This window comes from Mesorhizobium sp. B2-9-1 (assembly GCF_006439455.1).
Taxonomy (GTDB): domain Bacteria; phylum Pseudomonadota; class Alphaproteobacteria; order Rhizobiales; family Rhizobiaceae; genus Mesorhizobium.
The window spans coordinates 37253-62290 of the sequence record NZ_VFTP01000006.1; the positions used below are offsets into that span (position 1 = coordinate 37253).

The window sequence follows — 25038 nt, forward strand, 5'->3', positions numbered from 1 at the left end:
TGTTCTACCCCGCCTTACGCCACTTTGCGTGCGGCGAATTTACCGTCGGGAAGTCGCGTCACTCGACCATAGCGCGCCAACGTGAGAAGCACTTGCGATACGCGCGGCTCGATTTTTTTGCCCCCACCCTTGAATGCCCGGGAGATTGCAGCAGCGTCGAGCGTGACGGCACTTGCCGAAAGCAAGGCTTCCACAGCCAACGGCTGCTCGTAGCGGTCTTTCGGAAACACCGGCTTGCTCTCGTCGATTGCCACCATGGTTTCGCGGATATCTAGTTCAGCCGTCTTGGCCACGGCTCCCTTGGCAAAGCGCGGCATCTGATATTCGGGCCTGAGCCAGCGCACGTGGCCAGCTCCCTCTTCCCTCGCTCGCTCGGCGTTGAGCGACACCAGCTGTTCGAGGACTTGGTCATCGGAAAGGTCCGCAGGCCAACCGTAGGCTTCTGCCACGAGCCGATCGATCGACTCGTGGAGATCCTTTAGGATCAGTACCAGTCCGCGTTGCTTCACATCTTGATCTTTATCCGACAGCCGTTCGCCTGCCTTCAGCTTTTCCAGAACGTTGTACAATCCGGTGAAAGTTAGGTCGGAATGTTCGGTCATTACCCGTTTGCGCAACATGTCAAGCTCCCGACCCACCTCTCCGAGTCTATCCCTCAGATCTTGTGACGGATCGGGAAAGGGAAATGGGTCAAAGCAAATAGTGCCGTTGTAAACGGGGTCATTGCCTTTTCCTACGCGCCCGCCTATTGCGTTTGCCCAGAGGACATGGAAGCGTGAACTCAGCTCCGCTAGGAGTAAGTTGCTGTCGCTTGCGATCACCCGAATCTTTTGATCCGGAAGAATCTTGGTTGGCAACTTTGTAAACCACCGATGTTTTGACGTTTCTGTGGTTGCAATAAAGTAGTCTAACCCCGCTAACGCGGCGCGCATACCTGGGCGTGCTTCGCCAAATATCCACCAATTGTCCCGGTGATTCTTGCGAGCGACGTTGTCACGAAACGGTTTAACGAATTCCATAACGTGTTGATATGCTCGCGGAAACTTTCGTCGTGCCTCCGATTCCGATAGATTGAAAAAATCTATTATAAGACGAGGTTTACGATTTTCTGAAAGATCTTTTCCTCCCAAGTAATTCTTCAGTATCGCGCCATAGTCTTTTCGATTGACATCGAATAATTTCTGCTCGGATTCGCTAAGCACAAAGCGGAGACTGACGGGTATCACACCCATGAAAGATAAGCCTGCGTTAGACAAGATCGGCTTGGCATTAGTTAACTTCGCACCAGTCCGCAAGAAGCCATTTATGAACCCACGAACAGGCGCCTGTAGATCATCGCTGTCGGCAAAACCCGACTTCGGATTTTTAACGCTTTGCACCCATCCTTCGCGTAGCCCTTTTTCGACCACCGTCATTGCCACGCGTACCGCCGCGCCACCCTCGCCCACCATCCAAGGATGATCAGCCACAGCATAGGCGATGGAAATAGGTCGCTTAGCGGAAAGGTGTTTTTCAACGACGCTTCGATTAAATGACATCGTTATCGAGTTTGTAGTAACCAACCCAAACCGACGCACTTTCGATTTACCCAACAATTCCGCTGCTTTTGACCACCAATACATCACGAAGTCAGCAGCTTCTGACACTTCCGGCCAAATTAACCGTAGCTGTTTGACGTACCCCAAACCTAGGACGCTGTTCATCCGCTTATTCCCAATGAACGGCGGATTTCCCACAATAAACTCGGCCTCCGGCCAGTCGGGCTGTCGTGCATTAGGGAACGTCTCGGCTCGCTGGCCATCCCTTTCAACGACCTTCGGCACCGGATATCCATCCCAAGTCAGAACCGCGTCGTAGCCTTCGCGCCGGCCGAAATTGATATTCTTGAATGCCCGCAAGATCGGTTCTGCCGGATGTCCAGTGCGTGTGCGATAGTGCTGCTGCAAATATCCGATCCAAACGACCAGTTCGGCGATTGCTGCTGCGCGCGGATTGAGTTCCAGCCCGAGAAACTGATGCGGATCGACGGTTTCGCGCTCCAGCCCGAGGCTTTCGTTGAAACCGAGGCGGGCCAATGTCTCCAGCACCTCGCCTTCCAGCTTCTTCATCAATTCAAGGCTGACATACAGGAAATTTCCTGTGCCGCAGGCGGGGTCCAGTACCCGCGTAAGGCAAAGCTGATGATGGAAGCCGCGTACAATCTGGATGGCTTTGGCGTCATCGCGTTCGTCCTTGGCGGCCTCCGCCTTGGTCAGCGCCTTCTGCCAGTCGTCGCGCAGCGGCTCCATGACAGTCACCTCGACGAGTCGCTGCACGTAGGAGCGTGGCGTGTAATGGGCCCCAAGCTTCTTGCGTTCACCCGGCTCTAGGGCCTGTTCGAGCAAAGTGCCGAAGATCGCCGGATCGACCTCCGTCCACTTCGCCTTTGCGGCTTGAAGCAGTTCGCCGATTTCTTCGCGACCGAGTGGGAAAGCGCGGGCATTCTTGAACAGATTGCCATTGAAATAGCGAAGTTCGGTACGGAACGCTGAGAAGAAGCGCTTTGCCTGCACGGGCTCGTCCATCTTCGCCCACAGTTCCTCGATCAGCGGCACGAATGCCGAAGGCGATTTCACGCAGTCTTCCAGCAACTCCGTGAACGACCCCTTCGGCAACAGATCCACGTCTTCCGCAAACATGGTGAAGATGCAGCGCATAAGAAAATGCGCCACATCCTCCGCAGGATGACTCTTCTCCAGTGCCTTGCTGACTTCCGCCAGCCGCTTGGCGATCTCGCGCGTAACCCGAGCCGATTCCTTTGCCGGGTCAAGACTTGCGGGATCAGTCCAGATACGCACGAAAAGCTCGCGCGTTTCCTTATGCCTCAGATCGTCCAGATAGACGCGAAATCCCTTGCGATCAGGAAACTGGCTATAGGCGCGGCCGGTGCCAGTGAAGTCGGCGAAAATCTCGAATGCGTTGCCGACATCGCAAGCGATGATGAAGGGCGGCGCGGGATGGCTGGCATCGAGCAGATAGACATACTCTTCTGCCTGCTTACGCGCGTTCTGCATCATCACGTCCCAGCCGCGCGCGACACTGCGCTTGCCAAGTTGCTCCGGCTCGTCGGCGAACAACGCGCCTTGCGCCGGAATGGCGTTCTTCGCCCCTGGCAACCGCGACTGCTTGGCCTCTAATATAAAGCAGCCTTTCTTGTAGAGATCGATCCGTTTGGACGACGCGATTTCGTCGCTTGCGCGACGGCGCACCGCGCGTTCGAACACATAATCGTTGTGTTCGCGTTCTGCGCCAGAAGGTTCGGGGCGTGGAACACCGATCACGTCGCAAAATTCGGACAGGAACATTTGGTAGTTGGCACGCTCCGCGCCGCCTTCCCTCGCTGTCCATCTATGGATAAATTCTTCGACTTGCACGCATTCCCCCACTGCTGGGCGAGAAAAACAGAATTTGTTTTCGACAGCAACCGCACGTTGGCGCTACCATTCAACCGATCTGCTTATCCAACGTTAACTTTCAAAAGTCAGCGCTGCCCCTCATCCGCCTGCCGGCACCTTCTCCTCCCATATAGTGACGGGAAAAGCCCGCACCCCACCCACCCTTTCTTAAGGTGTTTCGGATAGACCGAAACCTTGGAAAGAGGCGGAAAACGGAGAGTTCTGGGTGCGCTTTTCCGCGGCGACGACTGCCGGGCGGTTCCTGCCGCAGCGCTGGGCGCTGCGCATGCGGCCGTTGCTTGGCCGCATCGACGCCGTGCTGTCCACCGCCGACGAGCGCGGCGAAGCCGGGCGCATGTCGCTGATCGCCTTTTCCATCCGCATCGTCAGCGCCTTCATCGCCTTCGTCAGTCAGGTGCTGATGGCGCGCTGGATGGGCTCCTTCGAATACGGCATCTCGGTGCTGGTCTGGGTGACGATGGTCATCGTCGGCAATCTCGCCTGCCTCGGCTTCCACACCTCGGTCATCCGCTTCATCCCCGAATATCGCGAGCGCGGCATGCTGGCCGAGCTGCGCGGCATCGTGCAGGCGAGCCGCCTGTTCGTGCTCGTCGCCTCGACGCTCGTGGCCGGCCTCGGCGCGCTTGGCGTCTGGCTCGCCTCGGACTGGATCGAGAGCTACTACGTCATCCCCTTCATCCTCGGCGTCATCTGCTTGCCGATGATCGCGCTCGGCGATCTACTGCAGGGGCTGGCGCGCGCCAATTCCTGGGCGCTGCTGGCGCTGTCGCCCACCTATCTGGTGCGCCCGGTGCTGATCCTGGCATTCATGGCGCTGATGCTTGGCCTGCACTACGTGCCCGACGCCAAGACCGCGATCTTCGCCTCCATCGCCGCAACCTATGTCACCACGCTGGGTCAGTTGATGGCCGTCACCTCGCGCATGGAGAAAAAGATACCGGCCGGGCCGATGGCGGTGCATTTTAGCCAGTGGATCCTCGTCTCGCTGCCGATCTTCCTGGTCGAGGGCTTCTTCTTCCTGCTCACCAATGCCGACGTGCTGATGGTGGGCGCCTATCTCGATCCCAATGACGTCGCCGTCTATTTCGCCACGGTGAAGACGCTGGCGCTGGTGCATTTCGTTTATTTCGCGGTCAAGGCCGGCGTCGCACAGCGCTACGCCCAGTTCACCCATGGCGAGCCGCATCGGCTCGCCGCCTTCGCCCGCGAGACCGTCTCCTGGACCTTCTGGCCCTCGCTGCTGATGGCGCTGATGGTGCTGGCGCTGGGCGAGCCGATGCTGGTGCTGTTCGGTCCCGAATTCACCGCCGGCTACCCACTGCTCTTCCTGCTGGTGCTGGGCGTCGTGGCGCGCGCCGCTGTCGGCCCCTGCGAAAGCCTGCTCACCATGAGCGGCAACCAGAACATCTGCGCCGCCGTCTATGCCATGACGCTTGCGCTCAACATCGGCCTCAACGTGATCCTCATTCCGCTGTTCGGCCTCTGGGGCGCGGCAATCGCCACCAGCCTCGCCATGGTCTTCGAGGCCAGCGCGCTCTCCTTCACCGTCTGGCGCAAGCTCGGCATCGTGATGGCGATCTTCGTGCCCGCAAACAAGGAAGTCGCCTGATGGCCGCCGTCCCGTTGCTCGAGGAGACCAGCGGCGGCCCCGCCGGCGCCATGGTCTCCAACCTTGCCGGCCTGGCGCGCGAGGTCGACCCCGCCCATATCGAGCTCTTCGCCAGCAACAGGCCGGAGCGCAAGCTGGCCATCTACCCGGCCTCGGCCGGCTTCGACCTTGTCGAGGAGCTCGACTATCTCAGCGCCCGCACGATCGAGCCGAACGTCTTCTTCAACCCCCGCTTCCTGGCGCCGGCGATGCCGCGGCTGGAAGACCGCGAGGTGCGGCTGGCGGTCATCCGCGACGGCGACGAGTACCGCAATCGGCTTCGGCTTCTGGCGCCGTTCTCGGTCGAGCGGCCGGCGATCCCGCTCGGCGTCCCGGTGATGCGCACATGGTCGAGCCCGTTCGGCCCGCTCGGAACGCCGCTGGTCGACCGCGACGATCCGGTCGGCGTCATCGAGGATTTCTTCTCGATGCTATCGCGGCCGCATCTCAAGCTGCCCAAGGTCTTCGTGCTGCCCGATATGCGCCTCGACGGTCCGGTGGCGAGCCTGCTCACCTCGTTTGCCGACAGCCGCGGCCTGACCATGGTGACCACCGGCAAGGTCGAGCGGCCGGTGCTGGAAAGCGATGCCGACGGCGAGGACTACCTCAAGGCCTCGCTGCGCGCGCATCACTATCGCGAATTCCGCCGCCTGAAGCGGCGTCTCGCCGACCTCGGCAAGCTGGAGCACACCGTGGCGCGCGGGCCGGACGAGATCCGCCACGCCATCGAAAGCTTCCTGACGCTGGAAGCGGCCGGCTGGAAAGGCCGCGAGCGCACCGCGATGGCTATCGACCGCTACCGCGCCGCCTTCGCCCGCGAGGCCGTGCACAGGCTGGCCGAGCAGGACATGTGCCGCATCCACCTCTTGACGCTCGACGGCCGCACCATCGCCTGCCTGGTCGTCTTCGTCGAGGCCGGCGTCGCCTATACCTGGAAGACGGCCTATGACGAGACGCTCTCCGCCTATTCGCCGGGAACGCTTTTGATGATCGAGGTGACCAGGCAGCATCTCGACGACCCGAACATCGTCATGACCGATTCCTGCGCGGTTCCGGATCATCCGGTGATGAGCCGCCTGTGGAGCGAGCGCAAGCCGATGGGCACGCTGGTGATCGGGCTGACGCCGGACGCCGACCGGCTGGCGCGTCAGGCCGCCTCGCAACTGCATCTCTACCGCGAGACCCGCAACATGGCGCGCATCCTGCGCAACCGCATGCGGAGCCTGCTGAAAAGGCGCTAGATGGGCGGCGAGACACCGGCTATGGCTTGCGGCGGCCGGACCCGGCCTGCCTTCACCACAAAGCACTTCAAATGATCGATATGGTCCTGCGCTTCGCCCGCCTTTGTGCGCCGCTTGTCCTGCTCGCCGTGTTTCCGGCTCGAGCCGTGGCCGATACCTGCCCGGAGGATTGCAGCGATCCGCCGCCTCCCCCGGTCAACATCTACGGCCAGACCACTGCCGGCCATCTGAGCCCCGCCACGGCCGGCGCGCTGCCGCGCGTCTATGTGCCGAACCGCTCCTCCAACTCCGTCTCGGTGATCGACACCGTCACCTTGAAGGAGGTCGGCCGCTTCCCGGTCGGCAGCAAGCCGCAGCATGTCGTTCCGTCCTGGGATTTGAAGACGCTGTGGGTCGCCAACAACGGCACCGGCAGGAACGGCAGCCTGACGCCGATCGACCCGATGACGGCCAAGCCCGGCCAGCAGATTCCGGTCGACGACCCCTACAATCTGTATTTCATGCCGGACGGCAGCGCGGCAATCATCGTCGACGAGGCGATGGAGCAGCTCGATTTCCGTGACCCGCACACCATGGCGTTGAATTCGAGCCTGCCGACGCCGACCTGCCCCGGCATCAACCACGCCGACTTCTCTGCCGACGGCTCCTATGCGATCTTCACCTGCGAATATGGCGACGGCGGCCTGGCCAAGATCGACCTGAAGAACCAGAAGCTGCTCGGCCGCCTCGACTTCTCCAGGATGGGCATGCCGCAGGACATCCGCCTGTCGCCCGACGGCAAGGTCTTCTACGTCGCCGACATGATGAATGACGGCGTGTTCCTGGTCGACGGCGACAGTTTTCGGGAAATCGGCTTCATCCCAACCGGCATCGGCGCGCACGGCTTCGTCGTCAGCCGCGACGGCAAGCGGCTCTATGTCTCGAACCGGGGCTCGCACAAGATGGAGCAGGGCAAGGCCAGGGGCCCGGGCAGCGTCACGGTGATCGACTTCGCCACCCGCGCCGTGGTCGCGCAATGGCCGATCCCCGGCGGCGGCAGCCCCGACATGGGCAATGTCAGCGCCGACGGCAGGCAGCTATGGCTGTCGGGCCGCTTCGACAGCGAGGTTTATATGATCGACACCACCAGCGGTGCGGTGACGAAAATCCGCGTCGGCGCCGAGCCGCATGGCCTCACCGTGTGGCCGCAGCCGGGGCGCTACTCGCAGGGGCATACGGGGAATATGCGGTAGGGCATTCGGATGCGGCCTGCCATGCGAAGCTCATTGGGGCAAGGCCTGCCACCCGAAGCTTCGTAAAGGTGGCCTGCCACCCGAAGCTCGTAAAGCATGGGCTGCCACCCGAAGCTCGCAGAGCGAAGGGTGGTGCCCCTAACCGGGCTTGACGCAGTCGTAAACTCAAAAACTTAAGGGAAGTCGTCCCTAAGGCTTTAAACTGCGTCTCACCTCAACGGATAGCGATCGTCATACCTCAGATCAAGCCTTCGTGATCCACGACAGAGGTGCAGGGGTAGGGGTCTTCCGCGCGTGCCAGTTGTCCGATCACCAGCTCACATTTCTCTAACAAATATTTCCGACCGTTTCCTATGTTCCCGTGATGGCCCTCCGCTTTGAAGTCTCCGCGAACAGTGACGGAATTTACACAGTCTTCGATCTATCCCTTGCGAAGCCGGTGCAAGTGGAAGGCCGTTGTGCCCCTCGGTTGACCAACGAGTACGCAACTGGTCTCGCCGACCTCCTCAATGCAGAGGACATGAAGCGTAGGATCAAACTAGGGTACGTTGCCTGAGAGATGGTTTGACGTAACAGCATCGGTAACCTACGTTACTCCCTAATTTGGGGGTAACTCTCACGTGAACACAGACGAAATCGCGGACGAAAGTCCCTCTACTCCGGCTGCCAAAGTCACTCGGAAGCCAACGAAAAAAACAGCGCGCAAAAGTCGCCACGCAACAGCACAAGCCCCGACAAAGCCAGAAAAGAGGCCGCGCACGCAGCGACCCTTTCCCGCATCTTCTTTTGAAGAAGCCATCACATTTGCCCGCGATTTGTACCGAGTAGGAAGTGGCCAACCCGTTCGGCGGCTTACCTTGTTTAACGATCTCGGGAAGGCCCCCGATAGTGGGCCAAGCCGAATGCTCATCACAAACTCGAACCGTTACGGCCTCACAAGGGGCAGTTACGCTGCCGATCAGTTGGAACTGACTGAAGACGGGCTGAAGGCTGTTGATGAGCAGGTGCCGGCGCGGGAACGGCGGCGAGCCTGGGCCAAGCTGGCCATTCAGGACATTGATCCATTTCGCGCTGTCTACGAACGCTTCACGAATGCGAGGCTGCCGGCTCGCGCAGTGCTAATCGATGCCCTCAAAGAGACTGGAGTGTCGGCAGATGCCGCCGAAGAAGGCGTCGACACCCTTATAGTCAATCTGCGATTTGTTGGCCTGCTACAAACCCTATCCGGAGCAGATCGTATCGTGCCCATCGACCACATGCTCGATGAGCTACCCGCATCAACGATCTCCACATTGCCGTATGCGGCACCGGTCGAGCAGCGGGGGCTCGTTACGCAGGAGCATGCCGAGTTCGAGACGACATGTTTCTACGTGACGCCCATCGGTGAAGCCAGTTCAGAGCAGCGCCGTCACTCGGACTTGTTTCTTAGCACGTTCGTGGAGCCGGCTCTGCAGCCTTTCAATTTGAAAGTGGTGCGGGCCGACGCCATCGACAAGCCGGGCATGATCACGCGGCAGATCATCGAATACCTGCTTCGGTCTCGCCTAGTGGTGGCCGACCTCTCGTTTCACAATCCCAACGTCTTCTATGAATTAGCTCTCCGCCATGCGGCGCGGCTGCCGATTGTTCAGATCATACGCTCAAGCGACCGCATACCATTCGATGTTCACCAGATGCGGACCATCCCGATCGACAATACGGACATCTACTCCCTCGTGCCGAAGATCGAGACTTACCGCTCTGAAATAGGCGCGCAAGTCCGGAGCGCGTTGGCTGCTGATCGTGAAGTGGATACCCCCGTCTCGGTCTACTTTCCGAGTTTCCGGGTCTCGATCAACGGGGAGGTCAAGCCAGCGGGCTAATGGTCACCGCCCCTATCGACCTTTCCATAAACCTTCGTGGCAGCGACAAGGGTCTTGCCCAGCGGTACAACCAAGGCACCGCCGTTCTAAGATGCTCCTTGAGCGCCCCAGGCACCGGGCGACGGCATCGATAGGAAAGCGTCCCGCGCTTCTTGCCCTGTCACTCCTAAAAATACCTCATCGTCACGTTGACCATAAATCCCCTTTATCGGCGCCTTGTGCTGCGTCTCAGAGGACTTCTAAGACTCTGCTATTGTTGATTTCTGGCCGCAATAGGTCATTGGTGCCCCTAGCCGGGATCGAACCAGCACTCCTTGCGGAACTCGATTTTGAGTCGAGCGCGTCTACCAATTCCGCCATAGGGGCTCAGGCCGGGCGGCCTGGATGGGCGCGGACTATACGGTTGGACGGCCTTTCGTCAACTGGCCTGTTGCGGATTTACCGGCGCCGCTTCGGCCAAACAGCATCCGGCGGTCTTGTAAGGACTGCCGCCATTGTGCGCCGCAGGAAATCTTTCTAGAGAGGCGAATGTTTAAGGTGCCCGGTCGATAATGGCGGCTGCGGCGCTTTGGGTCCTTGTTTCGTACGTGCCGGTGGCCGAAAACCGCTGCGCCGTTTGGGGTGACATGCATTAGGTAGTTCCGGGAAAAGCGCAGCGGTTTTCCGTCCGGAATTGTGTCAATCGCATTAGGAGAGCCGATGCTTCGCGGACTTTACGACTGGACCCTGTCGCTGGCGGCCAGGAAATCGGCCGAATGGTGGCTGGCCTTCATCGCCTTCGTCGAAAGCTCGGTCTTCCTGGTGCCGGCCGACGTGCTGTTCCTGCCGATGGCGCTATCCAAGCCCGAACGCGCCTATCGTTATGCGCTGATCGCCACGGCCGCCTCCGTGCTGGGCGGCGTCGCCGGCTGGTTCATCGGCCACTATGCCTATGAGGCGGTCGCCAAGCCGGTGCTCGAATTCTACGGCAAATATGACGAGTTCGAGCAGTTGCGCACCTCGTCCGGCGTCGGTTTCATCATCCTGATGCTGGTCACCTCGGGCGCGGCCCATCTGCCGCCGATCAAGGTGGTGACGATCCTGTCGGGCGTCATCGGCGTCAATCTCCTGCTCTTCATCGGGCTCGCGATCGTGGCGCGCGGCGCGCGTTTCCTGCTGCTTGCCTGGCTGCTGCGCCGCTATGGCGAGGAGATCAGGGAGTTCATCGAAAAGCGCTTGGGATTGATTGTCGGCGCCGGCGCCGCTGCCCTGATTTTGCTCTATATCCTCGTCAGATACGCCCACGGATAGCGACGCAACAACGGATCCAATAGATGACCGCGACCATGAATGCCGACACCGGACGCCAGCGCATGCGCGCGGCGCTGTTTCTCGCCGTCGCCATGGCCGCGACGGTCGGCTCGGCGCTCGCCTTCCAATATATCGGCGGCTATATCCCCTGCCATCTCTGCCTGGAGCAGCGCACGCCCTACTATATCGGCGTGCCGCTGATGCTGCTGGCGGCGATCGCCTCGATGCTGCGCGCTCCCGCCTGGGTGACGCGCGGCCTGCTGGCGATCGGCGGCTTGCTGATGCTCTACGGCCTCTATCTCGGCGTCTATCATTCGGGCGTCGAATGGGCATGGTGGCAAGGTCCGGCCGACTGCACCGCCGGCGCCGGTCCGGTCGACACCGGCGGCAAGGGCGTGCTCGACGCGCTCGACAAATTCGTGCCGCCCTCCTGCGACAAGGCCGCGCTGCGCATCCTCGGCCTGTCGCTCGCCGGCTGGAACGCCATCGCCAGCCTCGTCCTCGCCGCCGTCGCCTTCCGCAGCGCGCTCGCGCGGGATTGAGCCAATTGATCGAGAAACGCGACGCAGAGTTCGAGCAAAAATTCGGCAGGCTGAGTCGGATGGCGCGGCTTTCGAGAACCGGAGCGGAGCGTACTTAAGTACGTGAGTACCGGAAGCGCAGAAAGCTGCGGCAGGCGACCAGCATGGCGAATTTGTGCCGAACTCTAAGGCTCCAGTTCGACATCCCAGTACAGATAATCCATCCAGCTTTCATGCAGATGGTTGGGCGGGAACAGGCGGCCGTTGTTGTGCAGGTCGTGCACGGTCGGCTGATAGGGTTTTTGCAACGGCCACATCTTGGCCTGGGCCGGCATCATGCCGCCCTTGCGAAGGTTGCAGGGCGAGCAGGCGGCGACGACATTCTCCCAGGTCGTCGCTCCGCCGCGATGGCGGGGGATGACATGGTCGAACGTCAGGTCCTCGGGCGTTCCACAATACTGGCACTGGAAGCGGTCGCGCAGGAACACGTTGAAGCGCGTGAAGGCGGGATGCCTGGACGGCTTAACATAGGCTTTCAGGCTGACCACGCTCGGCAGCTTCATCGAGAAGGTCGGCGAAGAGACGGCGTGCTCGTATTCGGCGACGATGTTCACCCGGTCGAGGAAGACAGCCTTGATGGCGTCCTGCCACGACCAGAGCGACAGGGGGTAATAGCTGAGCGGACGGTAGTCCGCGTTCAGCACCAGCGCGGGAAGCCCATCCGGAGATACGGCAACCGTCACGTCCTTCGCCTCCTTGCTTCTAGAACCGAACGGCGCGGATACTGTAAGCCCGACATGACAGGGATGTGAAGCGGATTGTCGTGCGTCGAAATCGCCAAAACCGCATGATTTTCAGGCTTTTTTGGCCATTTCGACAGTCGGCGCCGCATCCCTGCCCTTCAATTCCCGGTAATAAGCCCAAAAAAGCCGCGACGCGACACCCCGCCATGGGCTCCATGATTCGGCCAGCCGGATAAGCATTTTCTCCGGCGGGCGCGGGTCGATGCCGAGCGCATGGCCGACCGCCGTCTGCAAAGCGACGTCGCGCGCGGGAAACACATCCGGGTGGCCGGCGGCAAACAAAAGGTAGCATTCGGCCGTCCATGGGCCGATGCCGGGCACGGCCGTCATCGCCGCGATCGCCTCGCCGGCGTCCAGCGTGCACAGGTGATCGAGATCCAGCCCGCCGGCCACCGCTTCGGCGACGGCGAGCAGCCCGCGCTGCTTCGGTCGCGACAGCCCGGCCTCGCGAAAAACCTTTTCGCCGGCGGCAAGGATTGCCTGCGGCGTCAGCGGATCGACAAGCTTCACCAGCCGCCCGAAGATAGCGTCAGCACTCGCGCGGGAAACTTGCTGTGAAACGATAATGGAGGCGAGGCTTTCAAACCCTGGTTCCGACAGCCGCAGCGGCACTTCGCCCGCCCGGCCGCGCACGGTCGCCAGCCGCGGATCGATCCGGCAGAGCGCGTCGAGCCCTGTCGCAATGTCGTCCAGCGAGGCGATGCGTTGCACGTTGCTTGTTCCCAGGGCGCCCGCGAAATGGCAATTGATGGCTAACTAGCAACCGGCGGAAGCGCCTTTCAACCCGAATACCGCCCGAGATATGACACTCCTGACATTCCGCTTCGCGCCGAGCCCCAATGGCGAATTGCATCTCGGCCATGCCTACTCGGCGCTGCTCAACCAGCGCATGGCGGCGCAGGTCGGCGGGCGCCTGCTGCTGCGCATCGAGGATATCGATGTCACCCGCTGCACGCCCGAATTCGAAACCGGCATTTTTCGCGACCTCGAATGGCTGGGATTGCGTTGGGAGCAGCCGGTGCGTCGCCAGTCCGAGCATTTCGCCGAATACTGGGAGGTGCTTGACCGGTTGATCGCCGAGGAACTCGTCTATCCCGCTTTCATGAGTCGCGGCGAGATCCGCGCCTTCATCGCCGAGACCGGCGGCCGCGACTGGCCTCGCGATCCGGACGGCGTGCCGCTCTATCCGCCGCTCGACAAGCACTTGCCGGTGAAGGAACGCAAGCGGCGGATCGCGGACAACATGCCTTTCGCCTGGCGGCTCGACGTCGAGGCGGCAATGGCGCGCGTCACGGCCGGCTTGTCATGGGTGGAGTTCACCGACGAGACGATGTCGGCGACGCGAGCAATCGAAGCACAACCGCGGGCCTGGGGCGACGTCATCGTCGCCCGCCGCGACGTCCCGACCAGTTACCATCTCGCCGTTGTCGTCGACGACGCGCTGCAGGGTGTCAGCCATGTCGTGCGCGGCCAGGACCTCTATTCGGCGACCGGGGTGCAGCGCCTGCTGCAGCAACTGCTCGGCCTGCCGCAGCCGCGTTATTTCCACCACCGCCTGATCCTCGGTGCGGACGGCAGGAAACTGTCCAAGAGCTTCAAGGACACCGGCCTGGCCTCCCTCCGGGAGGCCGGCATGTCGCCGCAGGACGTCAGAAGATCGGTCGGTTTTTAGCTGGCTAGAGGCGCGCCATCCCGGCCTTGATCAGCGCCAGCACGCTGATGAAGACAAAGGCGCCGCCCAGCCCGCAGGCCACTGCCAGCTTGAGATCGCTCAGGCTGATGCCATGCTTGTTTGCGACCCCCACCGCGACGAAAAAGCCGAAGATGAACAGCAGCGTGTTGCCTGTCGGGCCGAAGCCGCTCTCCTTCATGATCGCGTCGAGCGCCGTGCCGAAGAAGAAGCCGAAGGCGGCGATGATCGCGAAGGCGAACAAGAGCCAGGTCGTGTCCAGATGCAAAGGCATGCCTCACCATGGCGCGGCGACGCGCCATGCCCCTGTTGGCACGGTTTGATGAATTCAACTTAGCTTATGGATCAACCGTTTCGTTTTGCTTGCGGGATTGAACGGCATTAGAGCAATTGGCGTCATCAACCGTTCATCCCGGCAGCCTCCCCCATGCAGAGCATCAAGCGGTTCATTCCCGCCTCCTTCGTCGTTCTGTGGGCGACCGGCTTCATTGGGGCGCGCTATGCCATGCCCTGGGCGGAACCTTTTACCTTCCTTGCCATCCGCTTCGTGATCGCGGCGGCCCTGTTCGCGGGGCTGACCGTTCTGCTTGGCTCGCGCAAGGCGACGCGCGAAGAGGCGCTGCACGCGACGGTGGCCGGCGTCCTCATGCATGGTGTCTATCTCGGCGCCGTCTTCTGGGCGATCCACAGGGGCATGCCGGCCGGCCTATCGGCCTTGATTGTCGGCCTGCAGCCGTTGATCACCGCCGTGCTCGCCGGAAAGTTCCTCGGCGAAGCGATCCTGCCGCGCCATTGGGCCGGCCTCGCCGTCGGCCTTCTCGGCGTCGTCATCGTGCTGTGGCCGAAGCTGGGCGCGCTGGGGGGCGGCGTCACGCCGGCGACACTGACGGCTTCGCTCGTCTCCGTGCTTGGCATGAGCGCCGGCACCATCTGGCAGAAGCGCTATGCCTCCGGCGGCGATCTGGTGTCGGCGACGATGTGGCAGTATGTCGGCGGCTCCGCCGTGATGATCCTGGGCTCGCTCGCCTTCGAGACCCGCGCCGTCACCGTCAATGGCGAATTGATCTTCGCCATGGCCTGGCTGGTCCTGGTGCTGTCGATCGGCGCCATATTTCTGTTGATGGTGATGATCAGGGACGGTGAGATGTCGAAGGTCGCCTCGCTGTTCTACCTGGTACCGGCCGTAACGGCGGTCATCGCCTGGCTGCTTTTCAACGAACAGCTCAATCTGCTGCAGATAGCCGGCATGGCGATCGCGACCCTTGGCGTAGCCCTGGCGACGGCGCGGCAGGCGAGAAAAAAGGAACTGGGGAATTGAAGAACTGGGGAACTGGGGAACTGGAGAATTGAAGAATTGAAGAAGAAGGGCGGAGCCAAGCGTCGGCGCCTTTTCCCCAGTTCTTCAATTCTTCAATTCTCCAATTCCTCAATTCCTCAATTCCTCAATTCCCCAGTTCTCCAGTTCCCCAGTTCCTCTTCTGGCCGGCATCGACTCAGCCGACGCGGGCGCGCGCTTCGAGATAACGGCTGATCGCGGCGTTGAGTTCGCCGCCGAGGATGAAGATCGCCGAGATGATGTAGAGGAAGACGACCGCGATCATGATCGAGGCGAGCCCGGCATAGGTCGTCACATAGGACGAGAAATGGTCGAGATAGGTGGCAAAGATCGTCGACCCGACCAGCCAGGCGACCAGCGTGAAGACGATGCCCGGTATGATCGAGACGAAGCGGCGCTTGCCGGCCGGCAGCCAGATATGCACCGAGAACAGCCCGATGACGATGACTGTCGAGGCGATCACGTAACGCCAGATGGTGATCGTTCCCATATAGGGCTTGATCCATTCCAGATGCGCTTCCGCCAGCCGCGCCAGCAGCGGCGCGAACACCAGAAGCACGCTGATGGCGAGGAAGCAGGCGGTGGCGATCAGGACGAAGATGATGCTCTGCACCCTGCGGTGGACGATGCCGCGCGTCTCGGTGACGCGATAGGCGCGGTTGAGCGAGGTGCGCAGCGCCTCGATGCCGTTCGAGGCAAAATAAGCCGCCAGCAGCACGCCATAGGTCAGAAGGTCGGTGCGACGTACGGTGAGCACGTTCAGCACCTCATGCGCGATCGGCTTGGCGATCTGCTCCGGCCATGTGTCGAAGACCAGATGCACGGCCGTGTCGGCGAAGGCGCGCGCGCCGAGGAAGCTGGCCAGCGTGGTGGCGAAGATCAGGAACGGAAACAGCGCCATCAGCGAGGTGATCGCCAGATGGCTGGCCATCGCCCAGCCGTCATCGGTATTGAAATGGCCAATCGCATCGTAGAGCACGCGCTTGAGGGCAACGATATTCCGCAGCAAGGACCCGCGCTCCGCTCGATTGTGTCGACGCCGCGAATATGGGAAGTGATTGCGGTAAATGGCAACCCCAGGTCTCACAACGCGCCCCGCGGCAGAAGAGTTGCGCACCGTCATCGTCACCGGCGCCTCCTCCGGTATCGGCGCCTACTGCGCGCGGGCGTTGAAGGCGGAAGGCTGGCGGGTCTTCGCCACGGCGCGCAGGCCGGCCGACATTGCGGCCCTCGAGGCCGACGGCCTGGAGGCCTTCTATCTCGACTATCGCGAGCCCGAATCCATCGCCGCCTTGGTCGATGCGGTGCTGGAGCGGACCGGCGGCACGCTTGGCGCGCTCTTCAACAACGGCGCCTACGCCCAGCCCGGCGCCGTCGAGGACCTGCCGGTCGCAGCACTTCGCGAGCAGTTCGAGGCCAATTTCTTCGGCTGGCACGATCTCACCCGGCGGGTCGTGCCGGTCATGCGCCGCCAGGGGCACGGCCGGCTCGTCCACTGCTCCTCGATCCTCGGACTGGCGCCGGTCCGCTTCCGCGGCGCTTATTCGGCCTCCAAGCACGCCATCGAAGGCCTGATGCTGTGCATGCGCCAGGAGCTCGAAGGCAGCGGCATCCATCTTTCCCTCATCGAACCGGGACCGGTGAGGTCGAAGATCGCCAGCAATGGCCTGCCCTGGTTCGTGAAGAATATCGACGTCGAGAATTCCGTCCACCGCGCCGATTATCAGGCGCAGCTCGCAAGGCTTCAGGCCGGCGGCAGCGTGTCGAAGCTGAAGCCGGGACCGGAGATCGTGCACAGGGCGTTGCGCCACGCGCTTCTGTCACAGCGCCCGCGCCCGCACTATGTGGTAACGGTACCGGCCAGGATCGGCGCGGCGCTGAAACGCATCCTGCCGGCCTCCCTGCTCTACCGCGTGCTCGCCAGGCGCGCCTGACCGAACCTGAACCGGAGCCAGCCAGATGCTCATCATCTTCAAGATTCTCGCCATCGTCGCGATGGCCGCCGTGGTGATCGTGCTGGTCCGCGGCCTGATCAACATGATGCGCGGCGGCTCCGGCTTCACCTCGAACAAGCTGATGCAGGCGCGCATCATGCTGCAGGCCGTGGCCTTGGCGCTGCTGTTACTGGTTGTCTATTTCACGCGCAAATAGAGGATCTCAGAGGGGACGGCGTGGTCAAGCTCAACAAGATCTACACCCGCACCGGCGACGACGGTACCACCGGGCTCGGCACCGGCGAGCGGCGGCTGAAATCCGACCTGCGCGTCGACGCCTATGGCACCGTCGACGAGGCCAATGCCTGCATCGGCATGGCCCGCGTCCACACCGGCGCCGAGCATCCGGCGATCGACGCCATGCTGTCGCGTATCCAGAACGACCTGTTCGACCTGGGCGCCGACCTCGCCGTGCCGGACGACGGCAGGCCGCTGGAACACGAGCCGCTGCGCATCGTCGCCGCCCAGACCGATCGCGTCGAGCAGGATATCGACGCGCTCAACAAGGAACTGCAGCCGCTGAAATCCTTCGTGCTGAACGGCGGCACGGCGGCCGCGGCCGCCCTCCATCTTGCCCGCACCGTGGCGCGCCGCGCCGAGCGCCTGATGGTGGCGCTGGCGCAGGATCCGGCCGAGCATGTCAACCCCGAGGCGCTCAAATACATCAACCGCGTCTCGGATTTCCTGTTCGTCGCCGCCCGCGCGGTCAATGACAATGGAAAGGCCGACGTGCTATGGGTTCCCGGCAAGAACCGCTGAATCCGGAGGCGGGAGGGTCCGATGTTCATCCCGCTTTACGACACCAACAGGCTGCGCCACATCCGGCTGCAATATGTGACGATCGGCCTGATCGTGGCGAACGTGCTGGTCTACCTGGCGACCACGCTCGGCGGTGAAAACTTCACCAATGCCGCGGTTCTCGGTCTCGGCTTCATCCCGTCGGTGGTTCACGACAAGGTCGAGCTCTCGCCCGAATTCGTCGTCATCCCCGAGAGCCTGAGCTATCTCACCTATTCCTTCCTGCATGCCGACATCTTCCATCTCGGCGGCAACATGCTGTTCCTCTGGGTGTTCGGCGACAATGTCGAGGATGCGCTCGGCCATATCCGCTATCTGATCTTCTACCTCGCCTGCGCCGTCGCCGGCGCCTTCTTCCAGGGGTTGGTGGCCTGGGATTCGCAGGTGCCGTTGATCGGCGCCTCGGGCGCCATCGCCGGCGTCGTCGCCGCTTATCTGATCCTCTACCCCCGGGTGAAGGTCTGGGTGCTGGCCTTTGCCCGCATTCCGCTGCGCATCCCGGCCTTCATTCCGCTGATCCTGTGGATCCTGTTCCAGGTCGTGATGTTTGCCGCGGGCGGCGAGGACCAGATCTCCTGGGCCTGCCATATCGGCGGCATCATCGCCGGATCGATCCTGGTGCTGGTGCTGCGCAGCCGCGGCGTGCCGCTGCTGGCCGGCGCCGACGGCGAGCCGGACCCGACGCCCAACATCCAGCAGCCGCCCGTTCCTGTCGAGCCGGCCGCGAGCGATCCGGCGCAGCCGGCGGCGCAATGGGGCCGTGGAGCAGCGGCGCCCCGGGACTGAACCGATTTGGGTGCGTCGTGGGATATTGACGCGCCGATTTGTCGCCACTACGGAAACGGCACAGTTGGGCGGATATTCCGTCCGTGATGTCGGCTTTCGACAACTCTGACAGGGCGCACGCTGCTATAGCGCCCCGACTATCTCAGGAGAGGTGACAGGAAAATGAAGATCCTTGTGCCCGTGAAGCGGGTTGTGGACGCCAACGTCAAGGTCCGGGTGAAGGCCGACGGACTGGGCGTCGAGCTTGCCAACGTCAAGATGGCGATGAACCCGTTCGACGAGATCGCGGTCGAGGAAGCCATCCGCATCAAGGAAGCCGGCAAGGCGGAAGAAATCATCGTCGTCTCGATCGGCCCGCAGCAGGCGCAGGAGACGCTGCGCACCGCGCTCGCCATGGGTGCCGACCGCGCCATTCTGGTCAAGACCGACGAGCAGACCGAGCCGCTGGGCGTCGCCAAGGTGCTGAAGGGCGTGGTCGAGGCGGAGGCGCCCGGCCTCGTCATCCTCGGCAAGCAGGCGATCGACGACGATTCGAACCAGACCGGCCAGATGCTGGCGGCACTGCTTGGTTGGTCGCAGGGCACCTTCGCGTCCAAGATCGTGCTCGAAGGCGATCAGGCCAAGGTGACGCGCGAGGTCGACGGCGGCCTGCAGACGGTGGAATTGAAGATGCCGGCGATCGTCACCGCCGACCTTCGCCTCAACCAGCCGCGCTATGCCTCGTTGCCCAACATCATGAAGGCCAAGAAGAAGCCGCTCGACGAGAAGAGCCCGGCCGACTACGGCGCCGACGTCAAGCCGCGCCTCAAGGTGATCAAGACCGAGGAGCCAGGCGGCCGCAAGGCGGGCGTCAAGGTCAAGAGCGTGGCCGAGCTGGTCGAGAAGCTGAAGAACGAAGCCGGCGTGCTTTAAAGCGATCGGAAAAGGACAAAGAAAATGGCAATTCTCCTCATCGCAGAACACGACAACGCAAGTCTTTCCGACCAGACCGCCAAGGCGCTGTCGGCCGCCCTCCAGATCGGCTCCGATGTCGACGTGCTGGTGGCCGGCAAGGGCGCCAAGGCAGCTGCCGATGCCGCTGCCAAGTTGAAAGGCGTGCGCAAGGTGCTGCTCGCCGAGGCCGACGAGCTTGCCGAGCGTCTCGCGGAACCGACGGCGGCGCTGGTCGTCTCGCTCGCCGGCTCCTATGACGCGATCGTCGCGCCCGCGACCTCGTCGGGCAAGAACATCGCGCCGCGCGTGGCGGCACTCCTCGACGTCGCCCAGGTGTCCGAGATCATCGAAGTTGTCTCGCCGGATACCTTCAAGCGGCCGATCTATGCCGGCAACGCCATCCAGACCGTGCAGGCGACCGACGCCAAGAAGGTCATCACGGTGCGCACCGCGTCCTTCGCGGCGGCGCCCGAAGGCGGCTCGGCCTCGGTCGAGACGGTCGGCGCCGCCGCCAATCCGGGCCTCTCCTCCTTCATCGAGAACAAGCTTTCCGAGAACGATCGTCCGGAGCTGACTTCGGCCAAGATCATCATCTCGGGCGGCCGCGCGCTCGGCTCGTCGGAGAAGTTCCAGGAAGTCATCCTGCCGGTCGCCGACAAGCTCGGCGCCGCGGTCGGCGCCTCGCGCGCCGCGGTCGACGCCGGCTACGCGCCGAACGACTGGCAGGTCGGCCAGACCGGCAAGGTGGTCGCGCCCGACCTCTACATCGCCGTCGGCATTTCCGGCGCCATCCAGCACCTGGCCGGCATGAAGGATTCCAAGGTGATCGTCGCCATCAACAAGGACGAGGAAGCCCCGATCTTCCAGGTCGCCGATTACGGCCTGGTCGGCGATCTCTTCGTCATCCTGCCGGAGCTGCAAAAGGCGCTTTGACGCCAGCGGTTCTGGCATATTAAAATCGGAAGGGTGGGGTAGACGAAGTCGCCCCGCCCTTTTAGTTTGCACTGCACAAAAAGCGGGCCATCAAGGCCTGAAGCCAATCCGGCGGTTTTGCGTCCGGATTGCAGGAAATGAACAACAGGAGCGTTTCCGCGCTTCAAGAAGCGGAAGATGCTCCGGACGGGATCGGGGTCATGAGCAAGATCGAGACGATCGGCATTGTCGGCGCGGGTCAGATGGGTGGCGGTATCGCCCATGTCTCGGCGCTGGGCGGCTACAAGGTCCTGATCCACGACGTGTCGCCCGACCGTATCGAGAAGGGCATCGCCACCATCAGCGGCAACATGGCGCGCCAGGTCGGTTCCGGCAAGCTCGAGGAGAAGGCGCGCAACGAAGCAATGGCGCGTATTTCCGCCGCCCCGACCATGGCCGATCTAGCGGCCGCCGATCTGGTGATCGAAGCGGCGACCGAGGACGAGACGGTCAAGCGCAAGATCTACGCGCAGCTTTGCCCGCAGCTCAACCCGGAAGCGATCCTGGCGACAAACACCTCGTCGATCTCGATCACCCGGCTTGCCGCGCAGACCGACCGGCCGGAACGCTTCATCGGCATTCATTTCATGAACCCGGTGCCGGTGATGAAGCTGGTCGAGCTGGTGCGCGGTATCGCCACGGAGGACCAGACCTTCGAGGCTGCCAAGAGCTATGTGAAGCACCTCGACAAGACGATCACCGTTTCCGAGGATTTCCCGGCCTTCATCGTCAACCGCATCCTTTTGCCGATGATCAACGAGGCGATCTACACGCTCTATGAGGGCGTCGGCACGGTCGACGCCATCGATACCGCCATGCGGCTCGGCGCCAACCACCCGATGGGACCGCTGCAGCTTGCCGACTTCATCGGCCTCGACACCTGCCTGTCGATCATGCAGGTGCTGCATGAGGGCCTGTCGGATTCGAAATACCGCCCCTGCCCGCTGCTGGTGAAATATGTCGAGGCCGGCTGGCTCGGCCGCAAGACCGGCCGCGGCTTCTACGACTATCGCGGCGACCATCCAGTGCCGACGCGCTGATCTTCCCCGGCTGAACCCTTTCGAAACGGCTCAGGACGCCGCGGCGAGCGGCGGAGGTGGCACGCCGACTTTCGAAATTTCGTCTTCGTCGGGCGCGGCGGAAACGCAGCCGCGCCCGGCCGCCTTGGCGGCATAGCAGGCGGCGTCGGCGCGGGCGATGATCTCGTCCACTTCGCCGCAACCGGCGCGGATCGGCGCAAGCCCGATGCTGGCGCCGATCGAATGCGGGCGCCCGTCCCAGCTGAAGTCGAGGTTGCCGATGGCGTCGATGATCGAGCGCGCCGCAATCGGCCCGTGCGCCGCGGCGCCCGATTTGAGGACGACGGCGAACTCGTCGCCGCCAAGCCGCGCAACGATGTCTTCCGGGCCAAGCACATTGCGCAGGGCGTCGGCCACGCGCTTGAGCAGCGCATCGCCCGCGGCATGGCCGCCGGTGTCGTTGACCGCCTTGAAGTGATCGAGATCGACGAACATGAACTGATGCTCGCCGCCATTGAGGCGGCATTGGTCGACCAGGTCCTCCATGATGCGGATGAAGCTCGAGCGATTGGCGAGCCCGGTCAGCGCGTCGTGGGCGGCGGCGTAGGCCAGCTGGCGCTGCAGGGCGCGCGCGTCGCTGAAATCCTGGAAGACGATGACGAGGCCGCAGAACTCGTGGCGGTCGTTCATGATCGGCGACACCACCTGGCGGATGCTGCAGCGCGTGTCGTCGCGCCGGACAAGGACAGCGCGCGTGTTCTGGTCGCAGTGCGGCCGCTCGCTCGTGGAAGGGCGCGAGAGCGCGATTTTCTGTCCGCTTTCCTCGTCGACCGCCCAGTAGACATGGCCGAGCTGCTTGCCCAGGGCCTCGCCGACTTCGACGCCGGTGAGTTTTTCCGCGACCGGGTTCATGAAGGTGATGCGGTTGGCGGCATCGGTGCAGATCACCGCGTCGCCGATCGACTGCAGCGTCACCCTGAGACGCTCTTTCTCGTCGGCCAGCATAGCCGCCGAAACCATCAGCCGCGCCTCGGCCTCCTTGCGTTCCGTGATATCGGTCAGGCTGCCGATTGCCCGGATCAGCCGGCCCCCGCCGTCGCGCTCGATCGCCTTGCCGCGGTCGAGAATCCAGACCCAGCGGCCGTCCTTGTGGCGCATCCGGAACTCGGCCTCGAAAAAGGGCGTCTCGCCGGCAAGATGCGCGCGATCCGCCTCGGCAACGCGTTCCTGGTCGTCGGGATGGATCATGGTCAGCCAGCGATCGGGGTCGCCGTCGAGCTCGCCATCGGCATAGCCCAGCATCTTCACCCAGGTTTCGGAATAGGTGGTGCCGCCCCTGCGCATGTCGAGGCTCCAGATACCCTGTCCGGCACTGGTGAGCGCGAAATTCCACCGGTCCTCCGCCTCGGCGATGCGCGCTTCGGCCTGCTTGCGCGCATCGATGTCCTCGATCTGCGACACCAGATAGAGCGGACGACCTGTCTCCTCTTCACGGATGACCGAGCCGGCGAGCTGCGCCCAGACCGGGGTGCCGTCCTTGCGCAGATACCGCTTCTCGAAATGGAAGGAGTGGATCTTGCCTTCCTTCAGGCTCGTCATCGTCTCGCGGCCGATCTGCAGGTCGTCGGGATGCGTGATCTGGAAGAAAGTCAGCGCCTCGATCTCCGCGCGGGTGTATCCGAGCATGTCGGCGAAGGCGGGGTTGGCCTGAACGATGCGGCCATCGAGGCCGACAATGGCGACGCCGATCGCCGAATCCTCCATGGCCCGGCGGAAGCGTTGCTCGCTCTCGGCAATCTGCCGGCGGTCGTCGATGATCTTGCGGATGAACAGCGCCGAGACAAACAGCGTGACGGCCGTGACGGCGACGGATATCTGCAGGCAGATCTTCAGCGCGTCCGTGCCGAGTTCCAGCGCCGGCAACAGGACCGATGCCGTCAAGGCAACGAGTCCGGCTGCCATCAAGACGGGCACGGCGCGCTTGCCGGCCCGCAGACCTTTCCAACTCAACCACGCCACAATGCGATCCCACCCAATGCGCGACTGCGCGTTGCCACAACCCTGGCGGATCGATTTTAAGGAATGGTTGCACGAGCGGCAGCGGCCGCTCCGATAACCGGCAAACAATTGCCGGTATGATTAAGGTACTGTTTCAAAACTGTACCGAAGGATCGGTGTGTAATCCTACCAGCGGACGAAAAACCGCCCGCCAAGCGCGCCGAGCGCGGTGAGGAAGGCGATCGCGACCGTATACCAGGTGGCGACGAAGAGCGGCGAATCGTCGAAGCAATGCGCGGCGTAGAAGGTAGCCGCGAGCCCGCCCGCGAGCAGGCCCGCCACCGCGCCCGCCAGCACCGGCCGCGTCGGCGCGCCATAGCGCAGCATGCCGAGGAAGATCGCCAGCGGGCCGATGCCGATCAGCGGAATGAAGCTCATGCAGATCATCATGTTCGAGCCGATAAGTCGCTTGCTCCAATCGGCCTCGGGCACGACGAAAAGCTCAAGAACCACCGCCAGCACCACCAGAAGCGGCGCGGCAATCATCCAGGCCATTGCGCGCCTGGTCGAGGCGCCCGGCATCGATAGCGCGCGGATCAGCGCGAAGGCGCTCACCGCGAGCGTCAGCGTGAACACAAATTTGGACATGAAGCGCATCGTGTGCATGGCCGGCATGATGTCGGGACGCGGCCCGATGGTCGCGAAGAAGACCGCCGCCGCGATCACCATGGCCACGCCGACCGCCAGCCACCAGGCTTTGCCCATCGGCATCGCCTCGTCGCGGGCATCGGCGTCGAGCGCCTTGATGAGATCCTCTGTCCTCATGTCGCTGTTCGTCCAAATCTTTTAGCGATCGCGGCCAGGCCGCGATGCAGCGAAACGCGCACCGCCGTCTCGCTGATGCCGAGCTTGGCCGCCGTCTCGCCGATCGACTGCCCGTCGACCGAGATCAAGGAGACGACGGAGCGTTGCGACGGCGGCAGGCCGTCTAGCGCCCGGTTGATGTCGCGCTCGCTCACCGTTTCCGCCTCGGGCTCGGCGAAGGTTTCGGCGATCTCGTCGATCTCGACCTCGATGCGCCGCCCGCGCCGGCGGAACGCGTCGATCAGCTTGAAACGGGCGATCGCATAGACCCAGGGCAGCACCGGCGCATCAGGCCGCCAGGTGTGGCGTTTTACATGAATGGCCAGCAAGGTTTCCTGCACGACATCCTCGGGATCGACCCCGCCTTGAACGATCTTGCGCCGGACAAAGCCGCGAACGAGGGCGGCGATCCCGTGCAGAAAGTCGGCATAAGCCCTTTCGTCTCCCGCGATCGCGGCCCTGAGCAGCCGGGAAAGCTCGGCCTCGTCCTTGCCGGTCACAAGAGTTCACCCCCAATGTTCGCGTCTCGGCCCTGGTTTGTTACGTGGCCGGCGAAATAATGTCCAAGCCAAACTGCCGCAAAATCACGAAAGTTT

Annotated in this window: 23 protein-coding genes and 1 tRNA gene; 15 read left to right on the top strand and 9 right to left on the bottom strand. The window is 62.7% G+C overall.

What is annotated here, in order from left to right:
* Positions 1-14: 14 nt before the first annotated feature.
* On the bottom strand, positions 15-3413 hold the full coding sequence (locus FJW05_RS13705; RefSeq protein ID WP_140632820.1) for a type IIL restriction-modification enzyme MmeI: 3399 nt from the start codon (positions 3411-3413) through the stop codon (positions 15-17).
* A 247-nt stretch (positions 3414-3660) separates the two neighbouring features.
* On the opposite strand from FJW05_RS13705, the gene FJW05_RS13710 reads away from it, so the two are divergent.
* The 4 genes from FJW05_RS13710 (at position 3661) to FJW05_RS13725 (ending at position 9438) form a co-directional block, all read left to right on the top strand.
* Entirely contained in the window at positions 3661-5064 is a 1404-nt protein-coding gene (locus tag FJW05_RS13710) for a lipopolysaccharide biosynthesis protein (protein WP_140632823.1), read from the top strand.
* Positions 5064-6344, top strand: a complete 1281-nt coding sequence (locus tag FJW05_RS13715) for a GNAT family N-acetyltransferase (protein WP_140632826.1) — start codon at positions 5064-5066, stop codon at positions 6342-6344. The genes FJW05_RS13710 and FJW05_RS13715 overlap by 1 nt, the downstream gene beginning before the upstream one ends.
* 71 nt (positions 6345-6415) lie before the next feature.
* A complete protein-coding gene (locus FJW05_RS13720) occupies positions 6416-7576 on the top strand; it encodes a YncE family protein (protein WP_140632830.1) in 1161 nt (386 codons plus the stop codon).
* Between the two features lie 902 nt (positions 7577-8478).
* Positions 8479-9438 carry a hypothetical protein gene (locus FJW05_RS13725; RefSeq protein WP_181164942.1) on the top strand — a complete coding sequence of 320 codons (960 nt, stop codon included), beginning with the start codon at positions 8479-8481 and terminating at the stop codon, positions 9436-9438.
* Between the two features lie 281 nt (positions 9439-9719).
* Here FJW05_RS13725 and FJW05_RS13730 read toward each other — a convergent pair.
* Positions 9720-9804: transfer RNA gene (locus tag FJW05_RS13730), tRNA-Leu, on the bottom strand.
* A gap of 333 nt (positions 9805-10137) precedes the next feature.
* Between FJW05_RS13730 and FJW05_RS13735 the strand changes: the two genes are divergently transcribed.
* Together FJW05_RS13735 and FJW05_RS13740 are read left to right on the top strand one after the other, a co-directional pair.
* A complete protein-coding gene (locus tag FJW05_RS13735) occupies positions 10138-10728 on the top strand; it encodes a YqaA family protein (RefSeq protein ID WP_140632833.1) in 591 nt (196 codons plus the stop codon).
* A gap of 23 nt (positions 10729-10751) precedes the next feature.
* Positions 10752-11270: a disulfide bond formation protein B gene (locus FJW05_RS13740; protein ID WP_140632836.1), complete on the top strand. Its 519-nt coding sequence runs from the start codon at positions 10752-10754 to the stop codon at positions 11268-11270.
* A 164-nt stretch (positions 11271-11434) separates the two neighbouring features.
* On the opposite strand, the gene FJW05_RS13745 is transcribed toward FJW05_RS13740, so the two are convergent.
* Positions 11435-11992 carry an HNH endonuclease gene (locus FJW05_RS13745; protein WP_027167440.1) on the bottom strand — a complete coding sequence of 186 codons (558 nt, stop codon included), beginning with the start codon at positions 11990-11992 and terminating at the stop codon, positions 11435-11437.
* A 111-nt stretch (positions 11993-12103) separates the two neighbouring features.
* Positions 12104-12763: a DNA-3-methyladenine glycosylase gene (locus tag FJW05_RS13750; protein WP_140632838.1), complete on the bottom strand. Its 660-nt coding sequence runs from the start codon at positions 12761-12763 to the stop codon at positions 12104-12106.
* Positions 12764-12854: 91 nt separating this feature from the next.
* Between FJW05_RS13750 and gluQRS the strand changes: the two genes are divergently transcribed.
* The gene (gene gluQRS, locus FJW05_RS13755) at positions 12855-13724 is read left to right on the top strand and encodes a tRNA glutamyl-Q(34) synthetase GluQRS (protein ID WP_140632841.1); all 870 of its coding nucleotides are present in this window, start codon (positions 12855-12857) and stop codon (positions 13722-13724) included.
* 4 nt (positions 13725-13728) lie between these two features.
* On the opposite strand, the gene FJW05_RS13760 is transcribed toward gluQRS, so the two are convergent.
* On the bottom strand, positions 13729-14016 hold the full coding sequence (locus FJW05_RS13760; RefSeq protein WP_140632844.1) for a hypothetical protein: 288 nt from the start codon (positions 14014-14016) through the stop codon (positions 13729-13731).
* 153 nt (positions 14017-14169) lie between these two features.
* Here FJW05_RS13760 and FJW05_RS13765 point away from each other — a divergent pair, with 153 nt between their 5' ends.
* Positions 14170-15060: a DMT family transporter gene (locus FJW05_RS13765; protein ID WP_140632847.1), complete on the top strand. Its 891-nt coding sequence runs from the start codon at positions 14170-14172 to the stop codon at positions 15058-15060.
* Between the two features lie 175 nt (positions 15061-15235).
* Here the strand turns inward: FJW05_RS13765 and FJW05_RS13770 are convergent, their stop codons facing one another.
* Entirely contained in the window at positions 15236-16087 is an 852-nt protein-coding gene (locus tag FJW05_RS13770) for a YihY/virulence factor BrkB family protein (protein ID WP_140632851.1), read from the bottom strand.
* A gap of 58 nt (positions 16088-16145) precedes the next feature.
* Here FJW05_RS13770 and FJW05_RS13775 point away from each other — a divergent pair, with 58 nt between their 5' ends.
* From FJW05_RS13775 to FJW05_RS13805, 7 genes are all read left to right on the top strand, one after another.
* Entirely contained in the window at positions 16146-17012 is an 867-nt protein-coding gene (locus FJW05_RS13775; protein ID WP_140632854.1) for an SDR family oxidoreductase, read from the top strand.
* Between the two features lie 25 nt (positions 17013-17037).
* Positions 17038-17229 carry a twin transmembrane helix small protein gene (locus FJW05_RS13780; protein ID WP_095767495.1) on the top strand — a complete coding sequence of 64 codons (192 nt, stop codon included), beginning with the start codon at positions 17038-17040 and terminating at the stop codon, positions 17227-17229.
* Positions 17230-17249: 20 nt separating this feature from the next.
* On the top strand, positions 17250-17831 hold the full coding sequence (locus FJW05_RS13785; RefSeq protein ID WP_140632857.1) for a cob(I)yrinic acid a,c-diamide adenosyltransferase: 582 nt from the start codon (positions 17250-17252) through the stop codon (positions 17829-17831).
* 21 nt (positions 17832-17852) lie between these two features.
* The gene (locus FJW05_RS13790) at positions 17853-18656 is read left to right on the top strand and encodes a rhomboid family intramembrane serine protease (RefSeq protein ID WP_140632860.1); all 804 of its coding nucleotides are present in this window, start codon (positions 17853-17855) and stop codon (positions 18654-18656) included.
* Positions 18657-18818: 162 nt separating this feature from the next.
* The gene (locus tag FJW05_RS13795; protein WP_140632863.1) at positions 18819-19568 is read left to right on the top strand and encodes an electron transfer flavoprotein subunit beta/FixA family protein; all 750 of its coding nucleotides are present in this window, start codon (positions 18819-18821) and stop codon (positions 19566-19568) included.
* A 24-nt stretch (positions 19569-19592) separates the two neighbouring features.
* Positions 19593-20522, top strand: a complete 930-nt coding sequence (locus FJW05_RS13800) for an electron transfer flavoprotein subunit alpha/FixB family protein (RefSeq protein WP_140632866.1) — start codon at positions 19593-19595, stop codon at positions 20520-20522.
* Positions 20523-20722: 200 nt separating this feature from the next.
* Entirely contained in the window at positions 20723-21601 is an 879-nt protein-coding gene (locus FJW05_RS13805) for a 3-hydroxybutyryl-CoA dehydrogenase (RefSeq protein ID WP_140632869.1), read from the top strand.
* A gap of 30 nt (positions 21602-21631) precedes the next feature.
* Here FJW05_RS13805 and FJW05_RS13810 read toward each other — a convergent pair whose 3' ends face one another.
* The 3 genes from FJW05_RS13810 to FJW05_RS13820 all read right to left on the bottom strand — a co-directional run bounded on the left by FJW05_RS13810 (position 21632) and on the right by FJW05_RS13820 (position 24942).
* On the bottom strand, positions 21632-23521 hold the full coding sequence (locus FJW05_RS13810; protein WP_246673416.1) for a PAS domain S-box protein: 1890 nt from the start codon (positions 23519-23521) through the stop codon (positions 21632-21634).
* Between the two features lie 243 nt (positions 23522-23764).
* The gene (locus tag FJW05_RS13815; protein WP_140632875.1) at positions 23765-24403 is read right to left on the bottom strand and encodes an NrsF family protein; all 639 of its coding nucleotides are present in this window, start codon (positions 24401-24403) and stop codon (positions 23765-23767) included.
* Positions 24400-24942, bottom strand: coding sequence for a sigma-70 family RNA polymerase sigma factor (locus tag FJW05_RS13820; RefSeq protein WP_140632878.1), 543 nt, complete (start codon positions 24940-24942; stop codon positions 24400-24402). The genes FJW05_RS13815 and FJW05_RS13820 overlap by 4 nt, the downstream gene beginning before the upstream one ends.
* Positions 24943-25038 lie beyond the last annotated feature (96 nt).